We start from the raw sequence: 19295 nt of genomic DNA on the forward strand, positions 1-19295 counted from the left end.
TGGTTGTAAGCGCTTAATAAAATGTATTTTTTAAGGAGGATAACAAATGGCTTTGAAATCTGGGGAAGTTCAATTAAATTCTAGGGTGCTAAACTTGATGAAAACGATTGAGGACAATAAGGACTTGTTGAAACCGCCTGTCAATAATAAAGTGCTTTGGGAAGATTCGCAATTTATTGTCATGCTGGTTGGCGGGCCGAATAAACGGCGTGATTTTCATGTCAATCCGACAGATGAATTTTTCTATCAAATTAAAGGGAACTGCTATGTGGAATGTATTAACGACAATGGTGAACGTGAAGTAGTAACCGTCGGTGAAGGGGATATGTTCATGCTTCCGGCAAACGTTCCGCATTCCCCTCATCGTACAGCTAATTCTTACGGTATTGTTACAGAAATTAAAAGAGGCAAAGATGAACTTGAAAGCGTTGTCTGGTATTGCGACAAATGCAATCAAGAAATGTTCCGTAAAACATTGCAAATATCGAATATCGAAACCCAATTGAAAGCTGTTATTGAACAATTTAATGGTGATGAAGGACTCAGAACATGTGACAAATGCGGTCATCAAATGCCTGAAGAAGTGAGGGAGTGGAAATGAGGGTAGATTTTCATACTCATATCATTCCTGAGGATTTACCCGATTTCACCCAAAAATACGGACAAGACCGCTGGCCGTTAATGCATCGGACATGCGCATGCGGCGCTAACATAATGGTTGGTGGAAAGGTATTCCGGGAGGTGACTGACCAAGTTTGGAGTCCGGAAAAAAGGATCTATGATATGGACCGCGAAGGTGTTGACATTCAAGTGATTTCTCCGATTCCAGTCACTTTTTCATACTGGGCCCCTGCAGATGCTGCTTTAGCTATGTCACGGATTCAAAACGATTTTATTTCAGAAACAGTCAAGGGGAATCCAACCCGGTTTATCGGCTTAGGAACAGTACCTTTGCAAGACGCTCAAACCGCAATTAAGGAAATGGATCGCTGTGTACACGAGTTGAACTTACACGGCATTGAGATCGGTACAAATGTTAATGGCAATAATCTGGATTCTCCGGAATTGATTGAATTCTTTGAGATGGCGGAAAAATGGGAAGTCCCTTTATTTATTCATCCTTGGGAAACAATGGCAAGGGATCGGACACCGCGCCACAATTTCATGTACACAATCGGCATGCCAAGCGAAACAGCTCTTGCAGCCGCAAGTCTCATTTGGAGCGGTATCATGGAGAAATTTCCAAAACTTAAAGTCAGCTTTGCCCATGGCGGCGGATCGTTCCCTTATATCCTGCCCCGCTTAGATAAAGGCTGGGAGGTTTGGCCACATTTGAGATTAACGACACATCCGCCAAGCCACTATGCGAGGAACTTCTATTTTGACTCGCTTAACTATGATCCTTTAAACATTAAATACTTAATTGATCGGTTTGGCCATGACCGCATTATGCAAGGTTCTGATTATCCTTTCCTATTAAGGGAAATACCGCCGGGTAAAGTCATTGATGATGCATTGGACCTTTCTGAAGAACAAAAGAAACTCATTTTAGGTGAAAATGCTCTGAGATTTTTAAATGTAAAGGGGAAAAAGAATAAAAATGAAGGAAACGCTCGCGACACCCGAAGAGAAACTGCAAAGTCTGGGAATTGATTTATCACACGTCCGGCCTGCTGTGGGGAATTATGTCAGTCATGTCCGAACAGGAAATTTAATTTTCACATCCGGTCAAGGCGTCGATGAGTTTCATGGGAAACTTGGCCGTGATTTAACAGTTGAGGAAGGTTATAAGGCCAGCCGTCAATCCATGATCAACTTGCTTAAAGTCCTTAAATCTGAATTGGGAGAACTGAGCAAAGTGAAACGGGTTGTTAAAATATTGGGATTCGTTAACAGCACCGAAGACTTTACCGACCAGCCAAAGGTTATGAACGGTGCGTCCGACCTGTTAGTTGAGGTTTTCGGAGAAAAAGGTAAACACGGCAGATCCGCTGTCGGCATGGCCCAACTGCCAAATAATACGGCGATTGAAATAGAAATGATTGTTGAAGTCGAAGATTAAGGAAGGTGTGCATTGTGAATAAAGAAACACTAATCGGAAAAGCAAAAGTAAAAGATGCCAAACTTTTCATTGATGGAGACTATGTTGATGCCATTTCAGGAGAAACCTTCGATACGCTTAATCCTGCAACAAATGAAAAACTTGCTTCAGTAGCCAACGGCAGTGATGCAGATGCGAAACGTGCGATTGAGACAGCGCAGCGGACATTCGAAAGCGGCGTATGGAGCAAAATGCCTGTTGAAGAAAGATCGAACATTCTTTGTAAAATGTCTGACTTAATCTTGGAAAGGGTTGATGAACTGGCCTTAGTCGAAACCCTTGATGTAGGCAAGCCAATTAAAGAAAGCCGCGGCTTTGACATCCCGCGCGCAGCACAAAACTTCCGCTTTTTTGCAGAAATGGCCAAATACGTGGTTCATGAACACTATGACCAGCATCATGTGATGTCATATGCCAAATATGCACCGGCAGGCGTGACAAGCTTAATTATTCCATGGAACTTGCCATTTATGCAATTGACATGGAAAGCTTCTGCTGCTTTGGCTTCAGGCAATACAGTTGTTGTTAAACCGGCATCCTACACCCCGCTAAGTGCGGTCATGCTTGGAGAAATTGCCAACGAAGCGGGATTGCCGCCGGGTGTTTTAAATATTTTAACGGGTCCAGGCAGTACGGTCGGTACAGCAATGGCAACGCATCCATTTGTCCGCCGTATTTCATTTGTTGGCGAAAGCAATACCGGAAAAATGGTGATGAAAAATGCATCGGAGAATTTAATCCCTGTTTCATTAGAATTAGGCGGTAAATCAGCAAACATTATATTTGAAGACGCCGACTTAGATGAAGCGGTGAAAGGTTCACTTGACGCCATCTATCGCAACCAAGGACAAATTTGTCTGGCAGGGTCACGGATACTTGTGCAGGAAAGCATTTATGATCAATTCTTAGATAAGTTTACAGCAGCCGTTAAGAAGATAAAAGTCGGCGACCCGACCGATGAGAAAACGGATATGGGTGCCCTTGTATCAAAGAGTCATCTTGAATCAGTTGATCAATATGTGCAAATCGGGTTAGAGGAAGGAGCTAAGCTTGCTCTTGGCGGAAAGAGAGTAGAGGGGCTTAAAAATGGCAACTTTTACGAGCCAACTGTTCTCTATGATGTTGATAACAAGATGAGGGTCGCTCAAGAAGAGATCTTTGGTCCTGTTCCTGTCATTATTCCTTTTAAGGAGGAAGAAGATGCGATCCGGATTGCTAATGACTCCATCTATGGCTTAGCTGGTGTTGTTTGGACAAATGACTTAAGACGTGCACAACGGGTGACTTCAGAAGTAAACTCCGGACTGCTTTGGGTTAATTGCTGGTACATTCGTGATTTAAGAACACCGTTTGGCGGGGCAAAAGCAAGCGGTATCGGACGTGAAGGCGGCCGCCACAGCTTTGAATTCTATACAGAAGCAAAAACAGTCACAATGAAACTTTAATAAATTAAGACTTCCATCAGTGGGGTACCAAGAAAAACCCCCACTAATGGAAGATTAGCTTTATAGTGAATTTCTAAGACGATTAAATTGTATGAAGCAATACATATCGTTTGATGGATTGAACAGGGAGGGACTAGGTTTGAGTACAAAAATAGAAGAACTTGCAAGTTTCCTGGTACATGCAGAAGAAACGGGACAAGGGATTGAGCCGTTAACTGATAGATATCCCGATTTAAGTACCGGAGAGGCCTATCAAATTCAGCTCGTTAACATTCAAAAAAAGATAGATGCCGGTCAACGAATCGTAGGGAAGAAAATAGGCCTGACATCTTTACCGATGCAGCAATTGTTAGGCGTTAACGAACCGGATTATGGTCACTTACTGGACGGTATGGTTGTGGAAAACGGCGGGGAAATTCCCTTCGGCCGGGTGATGCAGCCAAAAGTTGAGGGAGAGATTGCCTTTGTATTAAAAAAGGATCTTCAAGGACCAAATGTCACAACCCTTGATGTACTAAAGGCGACGGACTTTGTCCTGCCTGTCTTAGAAATTGTCGACAGCCGGGTTGACAATTGGAAGATTAAATTGCCGGACACGGTTGCCGACAATGCGTCCAGCAGCTTTTTTGTTCTTGGTGATAGGCCGATACCGACAGATAAAGTTGATCTAGCGCAGTTAGGTATGATTCTGTACAAAAATGATGAGATCGTAAACACTGGGGCAGGCGCCGCGGCTTTGGGGCATCCAGCCAATTGTGTCGCTTGGCTTGCCAATAAGATGAGTGAATTTGATATTAGTTTAAGAGCGGGGGAAGTGATCCTGTCGGGTGCCTTATCAGCAGCGGTCGTAGCCGAACCGGGAGACAGTTTTCGGGCAAAGCTCGCTCATTTAGGAGAAGTCAGTGTACGATTTACACGTTAATTGAGGGGAATGATCATAAATGGCAAAATTGAAAGTTGGCATCATTGGTTCCGGCAATATCGGCACGGACTTAATGATTAAATTGCGCCGTTCCGATGGACTGGAATTGACAACAATGATTGGCATTGACTCTGAGTCAGATGGTTTAAGACGCGCAAAAGAATTGGGCTATGAGACTTTTGATAACGGGATAGACGGATTTATGGCGCATCCGGAACTGGCGGATATTCTTTTCGATGCGACTTCGGCGAAAGCCCATCTGTACCATGCAAAGGTTTTAAAAGAAGCTGGGAAAAAAGTTTTGGATTTGACACCGGCTGCGGTCGGACCGTTTGTGGTGCCCTCTGTGAATCTCGGAGAGCATATGGATGAACCAAATATTAATATGATCACTTGCGGCGGACAAGCAACGATTCCGATCGTTCATGCCATTAACAAGATAAGCCCTGTCGAATATGCGGAGATTGTAGCAACCATCTCAAGTAAAAGTGCAGGTCCCGGAACCCGGGCAAATATTGACGAGTTTACGGAGACAACATCAAAAGGGATCGAAGAAATCGGCGGGGCAAAGAAAGGAAAAGCGATTATAATCCTTAACCCAGCCGAACCGCCGATTCTGATGCGTGATACCGTGTACTGTCTCGTAAAAGAAGGCACGCTGAACAAGGCGGTCATCGAACAGTCTATTCAAAATATGGTGCAAACTGTCCAGGCATATGTACCGGGATATCGTTTGCGTACGCTGCCTATTTTTGAGGGCAATAAAGTGACTGTATTTGTTGAAGTAGAAGGAGCGGGGGACTACCTCCCTAAATACTCCGGTAATTTAGATATTATGACCTCTTCAGCTGTTAAAGTGGCTGAAGAACTTGCCAAACATCAATTAGTGCAAAAGGCTTAATGAACAAGTTGCGGAAAGGAGAATAAAAATGGCAAAACAAGATGTCCTTATTACAGAAGTAGCGCTTCGTGACGGCAGCCATGCGATCAGACATCAGTATACGGTTGATCAAGTGCTGCAAATTGCAAAGGCGTTAGACGAAGCTAATGTTCCATATATAGAAGTGACTCATGGGGACGGTCTTGCAGGGTCATCCCTGCAATACGGGCTGTCGAAAACTGATGAAATGGCGCTGATTGAGGCAGCTGTGTCCGTTTGTCAAAATGCCAAGATAGCTGTGCTGCTTCTGCCGGGAATCGGCACGGTAGAAGAGTTGAAGCAAGCGGCAAATATCGGAGCAAAGATGGCCCGGATCGCAACCCATGTCACCGAAGCCGATGTATCCAGACAGCACATTTCGATAGCCAAGGAATTAGGCATGGAGACAGTTGGCTTCTTGATGATGGCGCATATGGCACCCGCTCGTAAGTTAGTTGAACAGGCAAAGCTTATGGAAAGCTACGGTGCAGATACGGTCTATGTCGTCGATTCAGCCGGGGCGCTGTTACCTCATCAAGTCAAAGAGCGGATCAAGGCGTTAAAAGAGAATATTCAGGTTAATATTGGTTTTCATGGACACAATAACCTTTCTCTCGCCATGGCTAATACCTTAGCCGCTATCGAGGAAGGGGCAACAAGAATTGACGGCAGCGTTCGTTGTTTAGGAGCAGGTGCCGGGAATACTCAGACGGAAGTGTTAGTTTCAGTGCTTGACCGCTTAGGGATTGAAACCGGGATTGATATTTATAAAATGATGGATCTGGCAGAAGATATTGTAGCGCCAATTTTACCTAAACCTCAGGAAATTACTAAAGACAGCCTTGTCTTAGGATATGCAGGTGTTTATTCAAGCTTCTTGCTTCATGCACAAAAAGCGGCCAAACAATTCGAGGTCGATTCACGTGATATTTTAATAGAGCTCGGAAAACGAAAAGTCGTAGGCGGACAAGAAGACATGATCGTAGATGTCGCAGCTGAAATAGCCAAGAAACAGTCAGCGCCAGTTTAAGGAGGAAAGTAATGATGGATTTACAAAAAATTGCGGAAGAGATCGATGCACATCAAAGTTCAGGCAGGGAAATGGAGAAAATCACGCTTAGCCATCCAAATCTGAGTGTAGAGGAAGCTTATGATATTCAAAAACGGTGTGTCGACCTGGCTATTGAACGTGGTGACCGGTTAATCGGCTGGAAAATGGGGCTAACGAGTAAACCTAAACAGGTCACAATGGGCGTAGAAGAACCGATTTACGGCAGACTCACCCAATCAATGGAGCTGACTGAACCTGTTTTACGTCTGGAAGGACTAATCCATCCCCGCGTTGAGCCTGAGCTTGCTTTCGTTATAAAAAAAGAATTAGGCGGAGATAACATCACGCCCCGTGATGTCTGGTTAGCCACCGAATGTATTTTGCCGGCGGTCGAAGTGATTGACAGCCGCTATAAAAATTTCTCATTTACACATATAGACGTCGTCGCTGATAACGCTTCATCCTCGAAATTCATCGTCGGCGATCAAGGGTTTTCACCATACCATACCGCTTGGGATGAAGTGGGCGTGTCGATGTATAAGAATGGTGAGGTTGTTCAGACAGGCGCAGGGGCAGCCATCCTCGGTCATCCGGTTCGATCTGTAGTAGAACTTGCCAAAATGCTTAGCCGCAGCGGCCTAACCATTCAGCCTGGCAATGTTATTTTAGCCGGGGCTGTCACAGATGCGGTGAGTGTCTCTGAAGGTGACCGGATCGAGGTTCAATATGACCAGCTTGGATCACTTAAATTTAGTGTCAAGGCTTAACTTGGGGAGAATCTAGCTATGCCGATAGCACATATTCATATTTTACAAGGACGCAGTCAAGAACAGAAGAAACAATTGATTTGTGAAGTGACATCCGCTATTAGCCGGAGCCTTGATGCCAAGCCGGAGTCGATACGGGTGCTGTTGCATGAGACAGCAAGAGAACATTGGGCGACCGGTGGGGTAACAAAGGCAGAGGAAGGGTCAGCCGGTAACGAAAGATAGATTAATTGGGGCGGGACAAAGAAAACCCCGCCTCTTTTAATCTTGTAGACTAGTAAAGTTTATAAAAATAAACTTTGGATAGATAATTGGAAATAATCCAAATGGATTGATAAATTCATAGAAAATACATAGACAAAGCATTATAATGAATATAGTGTCAAAACAAATTTGGAGGTGAGTGATTTTAAATTATTAATGATAAATTTATCGTATAAATGAAGTATATCGTAATCACTTCAGATTGGGATAACGGTTTGAATTTGTGCTGAATACTCTTAGAACAAAGGAAGGGGAAAAGCAAAAGTGATTTCGACAGTTCATAAAATCGCAAACATATTAAATTGCTTTACGCCTGATGAACCAGCATTAGGAAACTTAGAGATTGCCTCAAAACTGGGTATGAATCCGAGTACGGTCCATCATTTACTTCGCTCGCTTCTTGAGGAAGGTTTATTGATTAAAGACCGCAAGAATAAATACAGACTTGGATGGAAACTTTTAGAGCTGGGCAATCAAGTGATGTACCAGCAGGATATTTATAATGAAGCCATACCTATGGTTCAAGAATTAATCAAGAGTTTCAACAGCATTGTTCATATTGGCATGTTGGATGAAAAGGGGCAATTTATTTTTGTTATGAAGTCTTCATCAAAGCATGCAATTCAGGTGCCTACATACATCGGTGCCAGGAAACCGACTTATTGCTTCAGTACGGGAAAAATATTGCTATCATTTAATCCATCATTAGTAGAGCCTACAATTAATAAGGGATTATTGCCGCGTGGACCTAATACGATTACGACCATAGACAAGTTAGAGACTGAGCTTAGCGATGTACGGAATAAGGGGTATTCGGTAAGCGATAATGAAAATGAATTTGGCGTATACGGCATCGCAGCCCCTATTCGATCCTATACAGGAAAAACCATTGCCGCACTTAATATGGTAGGCCCAGCCTCTTATATGCAAGGAAGCGAGAGGCAAGTGATGATTAAGAGTGTCATAAATACTGCGCAATCTATTTCAAGGGAATTGGGATATATTGAAGCAATATGAAAGCGCTGACATTTTTTTAAAAGCAATACTAAATTAAAAATAGATTTTTAAACCGCAAAGACAAATGTTCTTGCGGTTTTTTTAATGAATTTTATAAAAAGTTATATGGGTTTCATATTATGAAATAATCAGATAAATGGATTCGGTTTATTCTATATAGTTTTAATTGTAGAGAAAATAGAATTTGGACTTTAGTTATTTTGGAGGTGACCGTAATAGATGAATAATGTACGAGAATTAAGAAATTGTTTTGGGCGGTTTGCGACAGGTGTTACGGTTGTTACTTGGTTTGGGGATAATGGACAACGATATGGCATTACTGTCAATTCGTTTACTTCTGTATCATTAGATCCTCCGCTTGTACTTATTTCTATCGACCGCAAAGCTAATTCTTATAATTCCTTGAAGGGGCGTTCGTTTGTTATTAACATTTTGTCAAAAGATCAGGAAGTTTTGGCTTGGCAATTTGCAGGACGAGAGCAGCAAGGTCTTACTGTTGAATGGGAGGATTCATCTATTGGCCCTAAGTTAAAAGATGCTTTAGCAACGATAGAATGCGAGCCTTGGGAAGAATATGACGGCGGAGACCATGCCCTCTATATTGGACGTGTTCAAGACTTTTCTTACAATAACGGAGAAGGTTTGTTGTTTTTCCAAGGTAAGTTCTTGCAAACAAAAGAAATTGAAAATAGGGTAAAAGAACAGGTATAGGGGGAGCAAATATGGGTATACGAACAGGTGCACAGTATATTAATGGGTTAAAATCCCGCCAGCCGGAAGTTTGGATGTCGGGCAGAAAGGTTACAGATTTAGTTAACGAACCCGTATTTCAACAGCCGATTCGCGAGATTGCCAGATTATATGATATGCAGCACGATCCGGAGTATAGCGACAAAATCACGCATATTTGTGAGGAAACCGGTGAAAGGGTGTCCAATGCGTTTTTAATTCCAAAGAGTTTCGAAGATTTACAGGCACGAAGAGCATTATTTGAAACTTGGGCGAAAGAAAACTTTGGACTAATGGGAAGAACGCCTGACTTTTTGAATGTAACAGTCAGCTCAATGGCAAGCAATGCAGCATTCTTTGAAAAGTATAACCCGGATTGGGCAAAAAATATTCAAAACTACTATAAATATATTCGGGATAATGACTTGTTCTTAACACACGCCATTGTAAATCCTCAAAACGACCGGAGCAAGGCGTCTCATGAGCAAAAGGAGACTTTTACCCACTTAGGGCTTGTGAAAGAAACGCCTGAAGGCATTATTGTTAGAGGAGCAAAAATGCTTGCGACACTGGCACCTATAACAGATGAAGTTATTGTGTATTCATTTCCAGGTTTTAAACCGAGAGACGAACGTTACGCATTATCGTTTGCAATTCCTATAGACACACCGGGATTAAGGCTTCTGTGCCGGGAACCGATGCAAGACGGCACACGCTCACTATTCGATCATCCTTTGGCATCAAGATTTGAGGAAATGGACGCCATATTAGTCTTTCACGATGTGCTTGTTCCATGGGATCGCGTCTTTATGCACAGTAATGTTGAAGCAGCAAACCAATTATATTCACAAACAGGTTTGATGCAATCGACACATCAAAATGGTGTCAGAGGGCTTACAAAACTATCATTTGCGATGGAAATTGCAGCCAGATTAGCTGATGCGATTGGCGTCGACGGCTATCTTAATGTACAAACTCAGCTTGGTGAATTAGTACAGTCTGTTGAAGTGATAAGGGCTTTATTACGTGTTTCAGAATACGAATATGTAACAACGCCGCACGGAGAAGTTATTCCTGCAGGCATTCCCCTTGAAACAATTCGCGGCATGCTGCCAAAGATGTATCCACGGGCCATAGAAATCATCCAAACAATCGGAGCGGGCGGTTTGCTTATGATGCCATCCGGCGACGATTTCGAGAATGAAGAATTGCGTGATGATATGGATCGCTATTATGGCGGACGTTCCGGTGTATCTGCATATGATCGGATCCGTTTGTTTAAACTGGCATGGGATTTATGCGGTGAAGGTTTTGGTCAAAGATTAGTGCAATATGAGCGGTATTATTCTGGAGATCCGGTAAGAAAACTTGGCATGTTTTATAGCAATTTTAAGCGGCAGCATTCATTTAAATTGGTTGATGATGCACTGAACGGAGCGCTTAAAGCGCAGAAAGAGCCCGTTGGCACTCAGGATTAATGATAAATGACTTTTATGAAAATCCGTAAGCGCTTTATATAACATTAGACTGAAAAATAAATATTATAGTTTTTAGAGATGCGGGACTAAGATTAAGATCATGATGTCCCGCACTTTTTATATTAAGCTAAGCTCTCCGTTTATTAATTAAAAAGAGAATAAGGACTTAGTGTTAGAAAATAGGAAATTTTAGTATTATAATAAAAATACATAGTGTTAAAGAATTTTAAGTGTCAACTGATTAACAGGCTGTTCATTAAAGAATTCGTAATCACTTTAATTTTTGATGATTATTCCAGTTTGCGCTGAATACTCTTGAAAAAGGCAGGGGAAAAGGAAAGTGATTTCGACGGTCCACAAAATTGCTAAAATATTAAATTGCTTTACACCGGATGAACCGGCGTTGGGTAATTTAGAAATTGCTACAAAACTTGGTATGAACCCCAGTACGGTCCATCACTTGCTTCGCTCGCTTCTTGAAGAAGGATTTTTAATTAAAGACAGCAGGAATAAATATAGACTTGGATGGACATTGTTTGGGTTAGGCAACCAAGTCATGTATCAACAAGAAATATATAATAAGGCCAATCCCTTAGTCCAAGAATTGATTAATAGTTTTAATAGCGTCGTACATATTGGCATGTTGGATGAAAAGGGACAATTTATTTTTGTTATGAAGTCATCATCAAAGCATGCCGATGAGGTGCACACGTATATTGGTTTAAGAAAACCGACGTATTGTTACAGTACGGGAAAAATATTACTCGCATTTAACCCGTCATTAGTCCAACCTACTATTGCCAATGGACTGATAAAGTGGGGACCTAATACAATTACAAGACATGACAGACTGAAAGAAGAGCTTAATAATGTACGAGAAAAAGGATATTCGATATGTAATAATGAAAATGAATTGGGGGACTATGGTATCGCAGCCCCTATTCGATCTTATTCAGGGAAAATCATTGCTGCTTTCAATATGGTTGGCCCCCCTTCTTACATGCAAGGCAGAGAAAAACAAATCATGATTCAAAGTGTCATAAAGACTGCTCAATCAATTTCTAAAGAATTGGGATATATTGAAGTTTTGTGAAAGCGCAATCATATAAAAAGATTAAAAAATAAATAAGTATACATAACCACAAGAAAATTGTTTTCTTGTGGTTTTTTGTCTTATTGAATATTTGATGGAAAATAATGAAATTTGCATTTTATAAAAATTATGATAAACTAAAAATAATTAAAGTAAATACTAAAAAATTTCATTATACTGTAAATTGAAAGGGCATTCATTATGGATGACATTAATAAAAAGATCAAAAACATTCGTCAACAAAAAGGCTTAACGCTTAAAGATTTAAGCGAAAAAACCGGTTTATCTATCAGTTTTCTTTCCCAGGTTGAAAGGGGAACTTCTTCATTAGCGGTTACATCTTTAAAAAAGATTTCTGATGCACTGGAAGTTAACATCGCTTATTTTTTTGAAAACTATCAATCTAATCATAATTACGTTGTCAAATCAGGTAACCGGAGCGAGTTTAATATTGAAGGCTCAAAACCGACTTATGCCCGTTTAAACGGTGAATTTACCGGCAGGTCTCTTGAACCGATGCTTGTCAAGATGGCCCCTAAGCAGGAACGTTCACAAATCCTGAGGCATCCCGGTGAGGAATTTTATTATGTGTTAAAAGGGGCCGCATTGTTCTATGTGAACGATAAAGAATATTTTATCCGGGAAGGTGACACAATTCATTTTCCTTCTAATGAGCCGCATTGCTCAGAAAATCCGTTAGATGAGGAAACTATTTTACTTTCCATCTTAACACCAGTGATATTTTAATTTACAAGGGGGATTCTTATGAGAGTCGCAACAGATATTGGAGGAACATTTACGGACTTAGTCTATGTTAATGATGAAGGAGCCATCGGTGTAGCAAAGAGTCATACAACACCGCCTAACTTTGAAAAAGGGGTTATTGACGTTATAGAAAAAAGTAAGATTGACCCCCGTTCTATTGATACTTTTATTCATGGCACAACTGTTATCATTAACGCGTTGACTGAGAAAAAGGGTGTAAAAACGGGATTAATTACGACGAAAGGGTTCAGGGATGTATTAGAAATTGCCCGAGGTAATCGTCCTGACTTGTTTAATGTCCGCTATCAAAAGCCTGAACCATTTGTAGAACGTTATTTGCGGCAAGAAGTGGAAGAGCGGTTGAATTATAAAGGGGAAGTGCTTACGCCTTTAAATAAAGAACAAATTAAGGAAATTATCGCCTATTTTCAAAAAGAAAATGTGGAAGCAGTTGCAATATCGCTTTTACATGCTTATGTCAATCCGGTACATGAACAGCAAACCGCAGCATTAATTAAGGAAATATGGCCGGAGGTTGCAGTAACTGCTTCTCACGAGGTGACAAAAGAATGGCGGGAATACGAAAGAACAAATACAGCCGTTCTTAATTCTTATGTCAAACCGATTGCTGCAACATATGTGGACAAGCTTTATTCCAAATTAAAGGAAAATAAAGCTGATGGTTTTAACTATATTATGCAGTCCAACGGCGGAACGACAACTTTTAATCAAGCGAAAGAAACACCGATTAATTTAGTTGAGTCCGGTCCGGTTGCCGGGATTTACGGTGCCGCTGTCCTGGGGGAATTGTTGGGAGAAGAAAATATCATTGCCTTTGATATTGGCGGAACAACCGCTAAATGCTCCTTAATTAACAAGGGCGAGATTAAGGTAACAACAGATTACTATATTGAAAAAAATGAACGCACCGCAGGCTATCCGATTAAAGTTCCGGTGATCGATATTGTGGAGATCGGCAACGGCGGAGGCTCAATCGCCTGGATTGATGATGCCGGTTCGTTAATGGTTGGTCCGCAATCTGCAGGGTCTGTGCCGGGTCCGGTTGCTTACGGGCAAGGCGGAACGGAACCGACAACAACAGATGCTAACCTTATTACAGGAAGGCTTTCAAAAGAAAACTTTGACTATCATGTGGATTTAGAAAAGGTTAAGAAAGCCATTCAAGAAAAGGTAGCCAAACATTATGATATCTCTGTTGAAGAGGCAGCGCTTGGAATAATTCGTATCGCCAATTCCAATATGTTAAATGCGCTTAAACTGATTTCAATTAGAAAAGGACACAATCCGGGAGACTTTACGCTTGTCGCTTTCGGCGGCGGCGGATCCATGCATGCCCCTGCACTAGCCAAGGATCTTGGTGTGAAAAAAGTCATCGTGCCTGTTGCTTCCTCAGTATTCTCTGCTTGGGGCATGTTAATGACGGATTTGCGCCATGATTATATTCAGACACATATAAAACGTTTGAACGATGTTGACTTGAATGAATTAAATCAAGAGTGGCGCCACTTTGAATCGGAGGCGATTTCACAATTTAGTGAAGAAGGCATTGACGCTGCTTGTGTGATGTTCAGCCGTTTTGCGGATATGAGATATGCCGGTCAGGAACATACGGTTAAAGTGCCGGTGCCAAATGGTGATTGGACACAAGAAACAATTTCCGAAATTAATGAAAGATTTCATCGGCTCCATGAGAAAAATTATACATTTAAATTGGAAGATTCACCGATGGAAATTGTTAATTTGCATTTAACAGCTTTCGGAAAAGTTGAAAAACCTGAATTGAAAAAATTAACGGTAACAGAGAAACGGATTGAATTAGCTTTAAAAGAAAAACGCAGCGTTTACTATGAACATGAAGGCTGGCTGGAAACTGCTGTTTATAACCGGAGTCAATTGTCACCGAATATGAAGGCAAGCGGTCCTGCTATTATTGAAGAAACTTCTGCTTCAACCGTAGTGTATCCAGGGCAGTCTTTTACAGTTGATGATTACGGCAACCTTATTATTCATACTGGCGTTAAATAAGCCAGTTCTTAAATGGCGCAAATAATACTCAAGGATTTTTATTAATTTGGATGGAGGTAGATTGCAGTTATGACAGTGACTAAGGTAGATCCATTCAGTGTGGAGATAATTAAAGACTCGTTGCTCGCTATTGGGGAAGAAATGTTTTACGCCCTTGCGCGTACATCGATGAGCCCGATTATTTATGAAGTCCTCGATTATGCCAGCGGCTTGACCGATGCAAAAGGCCAGCTGTTAACTCAAGGGAATGGTGTTACGGGTTTTATCGGGATGTTAAGCTCAATGGTTCAGCAAATATTGAAAAAATATGAAGACGGTAAAGGACTGGAGCCGGGTGACATTATCATCATTAATGATCCATACGGCGGAGGAGGATCTCATCTCTCCGACGTCGGATTGGCTATGCCGATTTTTTACGATGGTGAACTCGTTGCTTTTTCGGTTAATAAAGCCCATTGGACAGAAGTGGGCGGAAAGGATGCCGGGTCATTTACAAGTGATTCAACAGAAATTTTTCAAGAAGGTCTGCAATTTCCGGGAGTGAAGTTATTTAATAAAGGTAAAGTTAACCAAGCCTTAGTCGATATGATTGAATCCAATGTTCGTTTTCCTGATTTATCTATCGGTGATATGTGGGCTCAGGTTGCCGCCTTGCGTACGGGTGCAAAACGATTTGGTGAATTATGTGATCAGCACGGCAAAGACATGGTATTAGCTTCAATTGGCCATCTATTAGATCATGGCGAACAGTTAGCGAGAAAAGAATTAGCCAAGCTGCCAAAGGGTACTTATACAGCGGAAAATTATATTGATGATGACGGGACTGGTGCCGGCCCCTTTAAAATTAAAGTTAAAGTAACAATTACAGATGATGAATTTATTTGTGACTTCCGCGGAAGCCATCCGCAGGTGATCGGACCGGTCAATTGTTCTTATTCCGCGTTAGTTTCCGGAGTCCGCGTTGTCTTCTTAGCGGTTACAAATCCGTCCCAGAATGTCAACGACGGTGTCTTTCGTCCTTTAAAGGTTATTACAGATGAAGGCGCCATTTTCTCTGCAAAACGTCCGGCGCCAGTGTCGATTAACTGGGAGGCACGCCTTGGCGGAGCAGATTTAATTTGGAAGGCACTGGCACCTGTATTGCCTCATAGATTAACGGCCGGTCACTTGTTATCTGTTTGCTCGGTGACTTTAACCGGCAATCATCCTGATACTGAGGAACCATTTCTAATTGTTGAACCGTCAGCCGGCGGTTGGGGAGCTGGAGCCGGGCAAGACGGGGCACGGGGACAGTTTTGTCTTGGTGATGGAGAGACATACAATGTCCCTATTGAAGTAGCCGAAACGAGATATGGCGTACTCGTTGATCAATATAGTTTACGATGCGACGGCAAAGGTGCCGGCGAATATATCGGCGGTTCCGGTGTTATTCGTTCTTACCGCGCCTTAACGGATAATCAGAAGGTGACAACAATGTTCGGTCGTCACAAGTTTGCACCGTGGGGAGTTAATGGGGGTGAGGAAGGGTCTCCAAATGATGTTTATATTCGAAAGGCTAATGGAGAAAAAGCCGGGCCATTTGGCATTACGGCCAGATTCCCGCTGAATAAAGGCGATGTCGTTGAACTTGTAACGGCTACAGGAGGCGGTTATGGAGATCCTTGTAAACGTCCTGCGGATAAGGTAGCCTCTGATGTCAAAAATGGTTATATTACTATTAATCAAGCCAAAGAAATATTCGGCGTCATCGTAGATTCTGAAACTTTTGAAGCAAAAAGTGTAACTTCAAAAAGAAAGAACTATTAATTGTTTTTAATATAAGTAGGGTTATTTACAAAAGAAATAGGAGGATTTTCATGTTTGAGGAAAGACGAAGCAAATTAGTACAAGCATTAAGATCAAAGCATTTGGACGCTGCAGTTCTTGTTCCGGGTGCTGGTATGTATTATTTTACCGGCTTGAAGCTAAACCATTCAGAACGATTAACGTTTGCAATCATCACTAAAAAAGGTGAACTTGTTTTGGTCTTTCCTCAAGTGGAATACGACAAAGCTGAATCAATAGCTGAAGCTAAAAAGTTTTTTTACACTGATGAACAAGGACCAAATGAGGTGCTGAAAAAGGCATCTGCTGTCATTCAAATGGAGAAGATTGGCATTGAGTATGAGCATATGAACGTAAAGGAGCTTAAGGCTCTTGAATCGCTCAACACCGAAGCAACAATCGATATTAGTATTATCGTTAATAATTTCAAAAATTGTAAAGATAGTAAAGAAGTCGAGAACATGAAAAAAGCCGTTCAAATTGTTGAAAACAGTTTGGACGCAACCCTTCCTTATATTAAAGAAGGTGTTCAGGAATTGGAAATTGCTGCACATCTTGAATATGAGATGCGAAAGAGAGGATCAGAGGGGACGCCATTTGGGACAACGGTTGCTTCGGGTTATAGAGGCGCGTTGCCGCATGGACGTGCCTCGAATAAACAGATTAATAATGGTGAGCTTGTTGTTATAGATTTCGGGGCAATTTTCAATGGGTATGTGGCAGATATCACGCGTACAGTAGCTGTTGGCGAAATTTCAAATGAGCTGAAAGAAATTTATCAAGTTGTAAAAGCGGCACAGCAAAAGTCGGTTGAAATAATTAAACCGGGTATAACGGCTCACGAGGTTGATGAAGCCGCAAGAGCCATTATTCGGGATCATGGTTATGGAGATTACTTTACCCATCGTACAGGACATGGACTTGGTCTTAATGCACATGAAGAACCGTATATTATGCAAAATAATGAAGCAGTTTTACAACCAGGAATGGCCTTCACTGTTGAGCCGGGCATTTATCTTCCCGATAAAGGCGGTGTACGGATCGAGGATGATCTTATTGTTACAGAGGACGGCTGTTTAAACTTAATGTCATATACTAAAAATTTAATAACATTATAGAAGGATGATAAAAAGGGGGAACAACATTTACCGCTGATTGACCGGGGTGATATTTAGCTGTTGTTTCCTCCTAAGGAGGGTAAAAAGTGAAAGATCATCAAAAGGCATTTGAAAACCCATCCGTTTTTACACCAGCCATTTTGTTTATTGTTATTATCGTGTCAGCATTAGGTGCGATTATTGGTGTTCAATTAATTACATCTTTAGGGATTTCAGCCAACACCTCGATTATCGGCGCGTTGCTGGCAATGATTTTAGCCAGAATACCGATTAAACTTTTCTATCGATATAAATCGATCCATACGCAAAACCTCGTTCAGACTTCTATTTCCTCAGCAACCTTTGGAGCGGGAAACAGTTTAATGATTCCTATTGGAATTCCATTTATTTTTGGAAGAACCGATCTGATCATGCCGATGTTAATTGGGGCATCGTGTGCGCTTATCGTTGATGCGGTGATTTTATATCGCGTGTTTGACTCGAAAATTTTTCCGGCTGAAGGGACATGGGCACCGGGCATCGCGACATCAGAGGCAATTAAAGCCGGAGATCAAGGCGGGAAGAAAGCTAAGTTTTTAGGTATTGGTATTGCCGGCGGCATTATTGGCCAATGGCTGGGCATCCCGATGTCAGCCTTCGGCGTTGCTTTTATAGGAAATATTATCGCTTTAACCATGTTTGGCATTGGATTATTGTTCAGCGGCTATTCATCCTCGTTGTTCGGGCTTGATATTAATGCCATATATCTGCCGCAGGGTGTGATGATTGGTGCGGGCTTGGTCGCTTTAGGTCAAATGGTTACTATGATTATTAAAAGTAAAAAAGCTTTGGCTCAAAGTTCAAAAGATTCAGAGACTGCCGCTGCTGCAGAAGTTGTTCAAAGTCCTGCAAAGCACACACGTTCGGAAAAGGATACCACGCGTGCATTCGGGTTAGGATTTGTTGCTTATTTGATTGTAGCTCTAATTATTGCATTGATGGGCGGTCTTATCTCGCATATGTCAATCGGTATGTTAATTGTGTTCTTGTTGTTCGCAGCATTTGCGGCATTTTGCCACGAGATTATCGTCGGAATTGCCGCTATGCATTCTGGCTGGTTTCCAGCGTTTGCGGTTGCATTAATTACTTTGATTATAGGGATGCTTATTGGATTTCCGCCGGTTGCGTTGGCGCTGCTGGTCGGCTTCAGTGCCGCAACAGGACCTGCTTTTACCGACATGGCCTATGATTTTAAAACCGGCTATCTGCTTCGTGGGAGCGGTAAAGATATAAAAGCAGAATTAGAAGGCAGAAAACAACAATTTAAAGCGGGATTACTTGGTTTTGCTGTTGCGATAGCTGTTGTAGCTTTTACCTTTCATATTTATTTTGCACAGGGGTTAGTGCCGCCGGTTGATAAAGTTTATGTATCTACCATTAAAGCCGGGGTATCCAGCCATATTGCATTAGAGTTACTGTTGTGGGCAATTCCGGGTGCAATTTTACAATTAATTGGCGGGTCGAAACGGCAAATGGGTGTACTGTTTGCGACCGGATTGCTATTAATGGATCCGATTGCAGGCTGGTCAGTTATCGCCGGTATTCTTATCCGCGTCATTATTCTTAAAATATACGGTAAAAAGGCCGAACCGGCTATGTTTACAACTGCTGCAGGGTTAATTGCGGGAGGCGCCTTATATTCATTTTTTAGTTCTGTATTTAAGTTAAAATAACAGAAAGCCTTTATAGAAAAGGTGTTTAAACAATTTCTAATTAT

Annotated in this window: 18 protein-coding genes; all 18 read left to right on the forward strand. The window is 41.8% G+C overall.

Going from position 1 to position 19295, the window contains the following annotated elements; genetic code table 11:
• The first annotated feature begins 46 nt into the window (after positions 1-46).
• Entirely contained in the window at positions 47-601 is a 555-nt protein-coding gene (locus ACFQRG_RS03810; RefSeq protein WP_380963779.1) for a 3-hydroxyanthranilate 3,4-dioxygenase, read from the forward strand.
• Complete coding sequence (locus tag ACFQRG_RS03815) at positions 598-1653, forward strand: amidohydrolase family protein (protein ID WP_380963781.1); 1056 nt, start codon at positions 598-600, stop codon at positions 1651-1653. The genes ACFQRG_RS03810 and ACFQRG_RS03815 overlap by 4 nt, the downstream gene beginning before the upstream one ends.
• A complete protein-coding gene (locus ACFQRG_RS03820; protein WP_380963784.1) occupies positions 1601-2062 on the forward strand; it encodes a RidA family protein in 462 nt (153 codons plus the stop codon). Before ACFQRG_RS03815 ends, ACFQRG_RS03820 begins: the two co-directional genes overlap by 53 nt.
• 14 nt (positions 2063-2076) lie before the next feature.
• Positions 2077-3546 carry an aldehyde dehydrogenase gene (locus ACFQRG_RS03825; RefSeq protein ID WP_380963786.1) on the forward strand — a complete coding sequence of 490 codons (1470 nt, stop codon included), beginning with the start codon at positions 2077-2079 and terminating at the stop codon, positions 3544-3546.
• A gap of 139 nt (positions 3547-3685) precedes the next feature.
• Positions 3686-4468 carry a 2-keto-4-pentenoate hydratase gene (locus tag ACFQRG_RS03830; protein WP_380963789.1) on the forward strand — a complete coding sequence of 261 codons (783 nt, stop codon included), beginning with the start codon at positions 3686-3688 and terminating at the stop codon, positions 4466-4468.
• Between the two features lie 19 nt (positions 4469-4487).
• A complete protein-coding gene (locus ACFQRG_RS03835) occupies positions 4488-5369 on the forward strand; it encodes an acetaldehyde dehydrogenase (acetylating) (RefSeq protein ID WP_380963792.1) in 882 nt (293 codons plus the stop codon).
• 28 nt (positions 5370-5397) lie between these two features.
• The gene (gene dmpG / locus ACFQRG_RS03840) at positions 5398-6417 is read left to right on the forward strand and encodes a 4-hydroxy-2-oxovalerate aldolase (protein WP_380963795.1); all 1020 of its coding nucleotides are present in this window, start codon (positions 5398-5400) and stop codon (positions 6415-6417) included.
• Between the two features lie 11 nt (positions 6418-6428).
• On the forward strand, positions 6429-7205 hold the full coding sequence (locus tag ACFQRG_RS03845) for a 2-keto-4-pentenoate hydratase (protein WP_380963797.1): 777 nt from the start codon (positions 6429-6431) through the stop codon (positions 7203-7205).
• Positions 7206-7223: 18 nt separating this feature from the next.
• On the forward strand, positions 7224-7430 hold the full coding sequence (locus ACFQRG_RS03850) for a 2-hydroxymuconate tautomerase (RefSeq protein ID WP_380963800.1): 207 nt from the start codon (positions 7224-7226) through the stop codon (positions 7428-7430).
• Between the two features lie 303 nt (positions 7431-7733).
• Positions 7734-8486, forward strand: a complete 753-nt coding sequence (locus ACFQRG_RS03855; RefSeq protein WP_380963803.1) for an IclR family transcriptional regulator — start codon at positions 7734-7736, stop codon at positions 8484-8486.
• A gap of 219 nt (positions 8487-8705) precedes the next feature.
• Positions 8706-9197 carry a flavin reductase family protein gene (locus tag ACFQRG_RS03860; protein WP_380963805.1) on the forward strand — a complete coding sequence of 164 codons (492 nt, stop codon included), beginning with the start codon at positions 8706-8708 and terminating at the stop codon, positions 9195-9197.
• Positions 9198-9208: 11 nt separating this feature from the next.
• Positions 9209-10693, forward strand: coding sequence for a 4-hydroxyphenylacetate 3-hydroxylase family protein (locus ACFQRG_RS03865; RefSeq protein WP_380963808.1), 1485 nt, complete (start codon positions 9209-9211; stop codon positions 10691-10693).
• Between the two features lie 340 nt (positions 10694-11033).
• On the forward strand, positions 11034-11786 hold the full coding sequence (locus ACFQRG_RS03870) for an IclR family transcriptional regulator (RefSeq protein ID WP_380963811.1): 753 nt from the start codon (positions 11034-11036) through the stop codon (positions 11784-11786).
• 201 nt (positions 11787-11987) lie between these two features.
• A complete protein-coding gene (locus ACFQRG_RS03875; protein ID WP_380963815.1) occupies positions 11988-12533 on the forward strand; it encodes a helix-turn-helix domain-containing protein in 546 nt (181 codons plus the stop codon).
• A gap of 18 nt (positions 12534-12551) precedes the next feature.
• A complete protein-coding gene (locus ACFQRG_RS03880; protein WP_380963818.1) occupies positions 12552-14597 on the forward strand; it encodes a hydantoinase/oxoprolinase family protein in 2046 nt (681 codons plus the stop codon).
• Positions 14598-14666: 69 nt separating this feature from the next.
• On the forward strand, positions 14667-16403 hold the full coding sequence (locus ACFQRG_RS03885) for a hydantoinase B/oxoprolinase family protein (protein ID WP_380963821.1): 1737 nt from the start codon (positions 14667-14669) through the stop codon (positions 16401-16403).
• A gap of 50 nt (positions 16404-16453) precedes the next feature.
• Positions 16454-17539, forward strand: coding sequence for a M24 family metallopeptidase (locus tag ACFQRG_RS03890; RefSeq protein WP_380963823.1), 1086 nt, complete (start codon positions 16454-16456; stop codon positions 17537-17539).
• Between the two features lie 86 nt (positions 17540-17625).
• Positions 17626-19251 carry an OPT/YSL family transporter gene (locus ACFQRG_RS03895; protein WP_380963825.1) on the forward strand — a complete coding sequence of 542 codons (1626 nt, stop codon included), beginning with the start codon at positions 17626-17628 and terminating at the stop codon, positions 19249-19251.
• Positions 19252-19295: the final 44 nt, after the last annotated feature.

It is taken from the genome of Scopulibacillus cellulosilyticus, from assembly GCF_042665295.1.
GTDB lineage: Bacteria > Bacillota > Bacilli > Bacillales > Sporolactobacillaceae > Scopulibacillus_A > Scopulibacillus_A cellulosilyticus.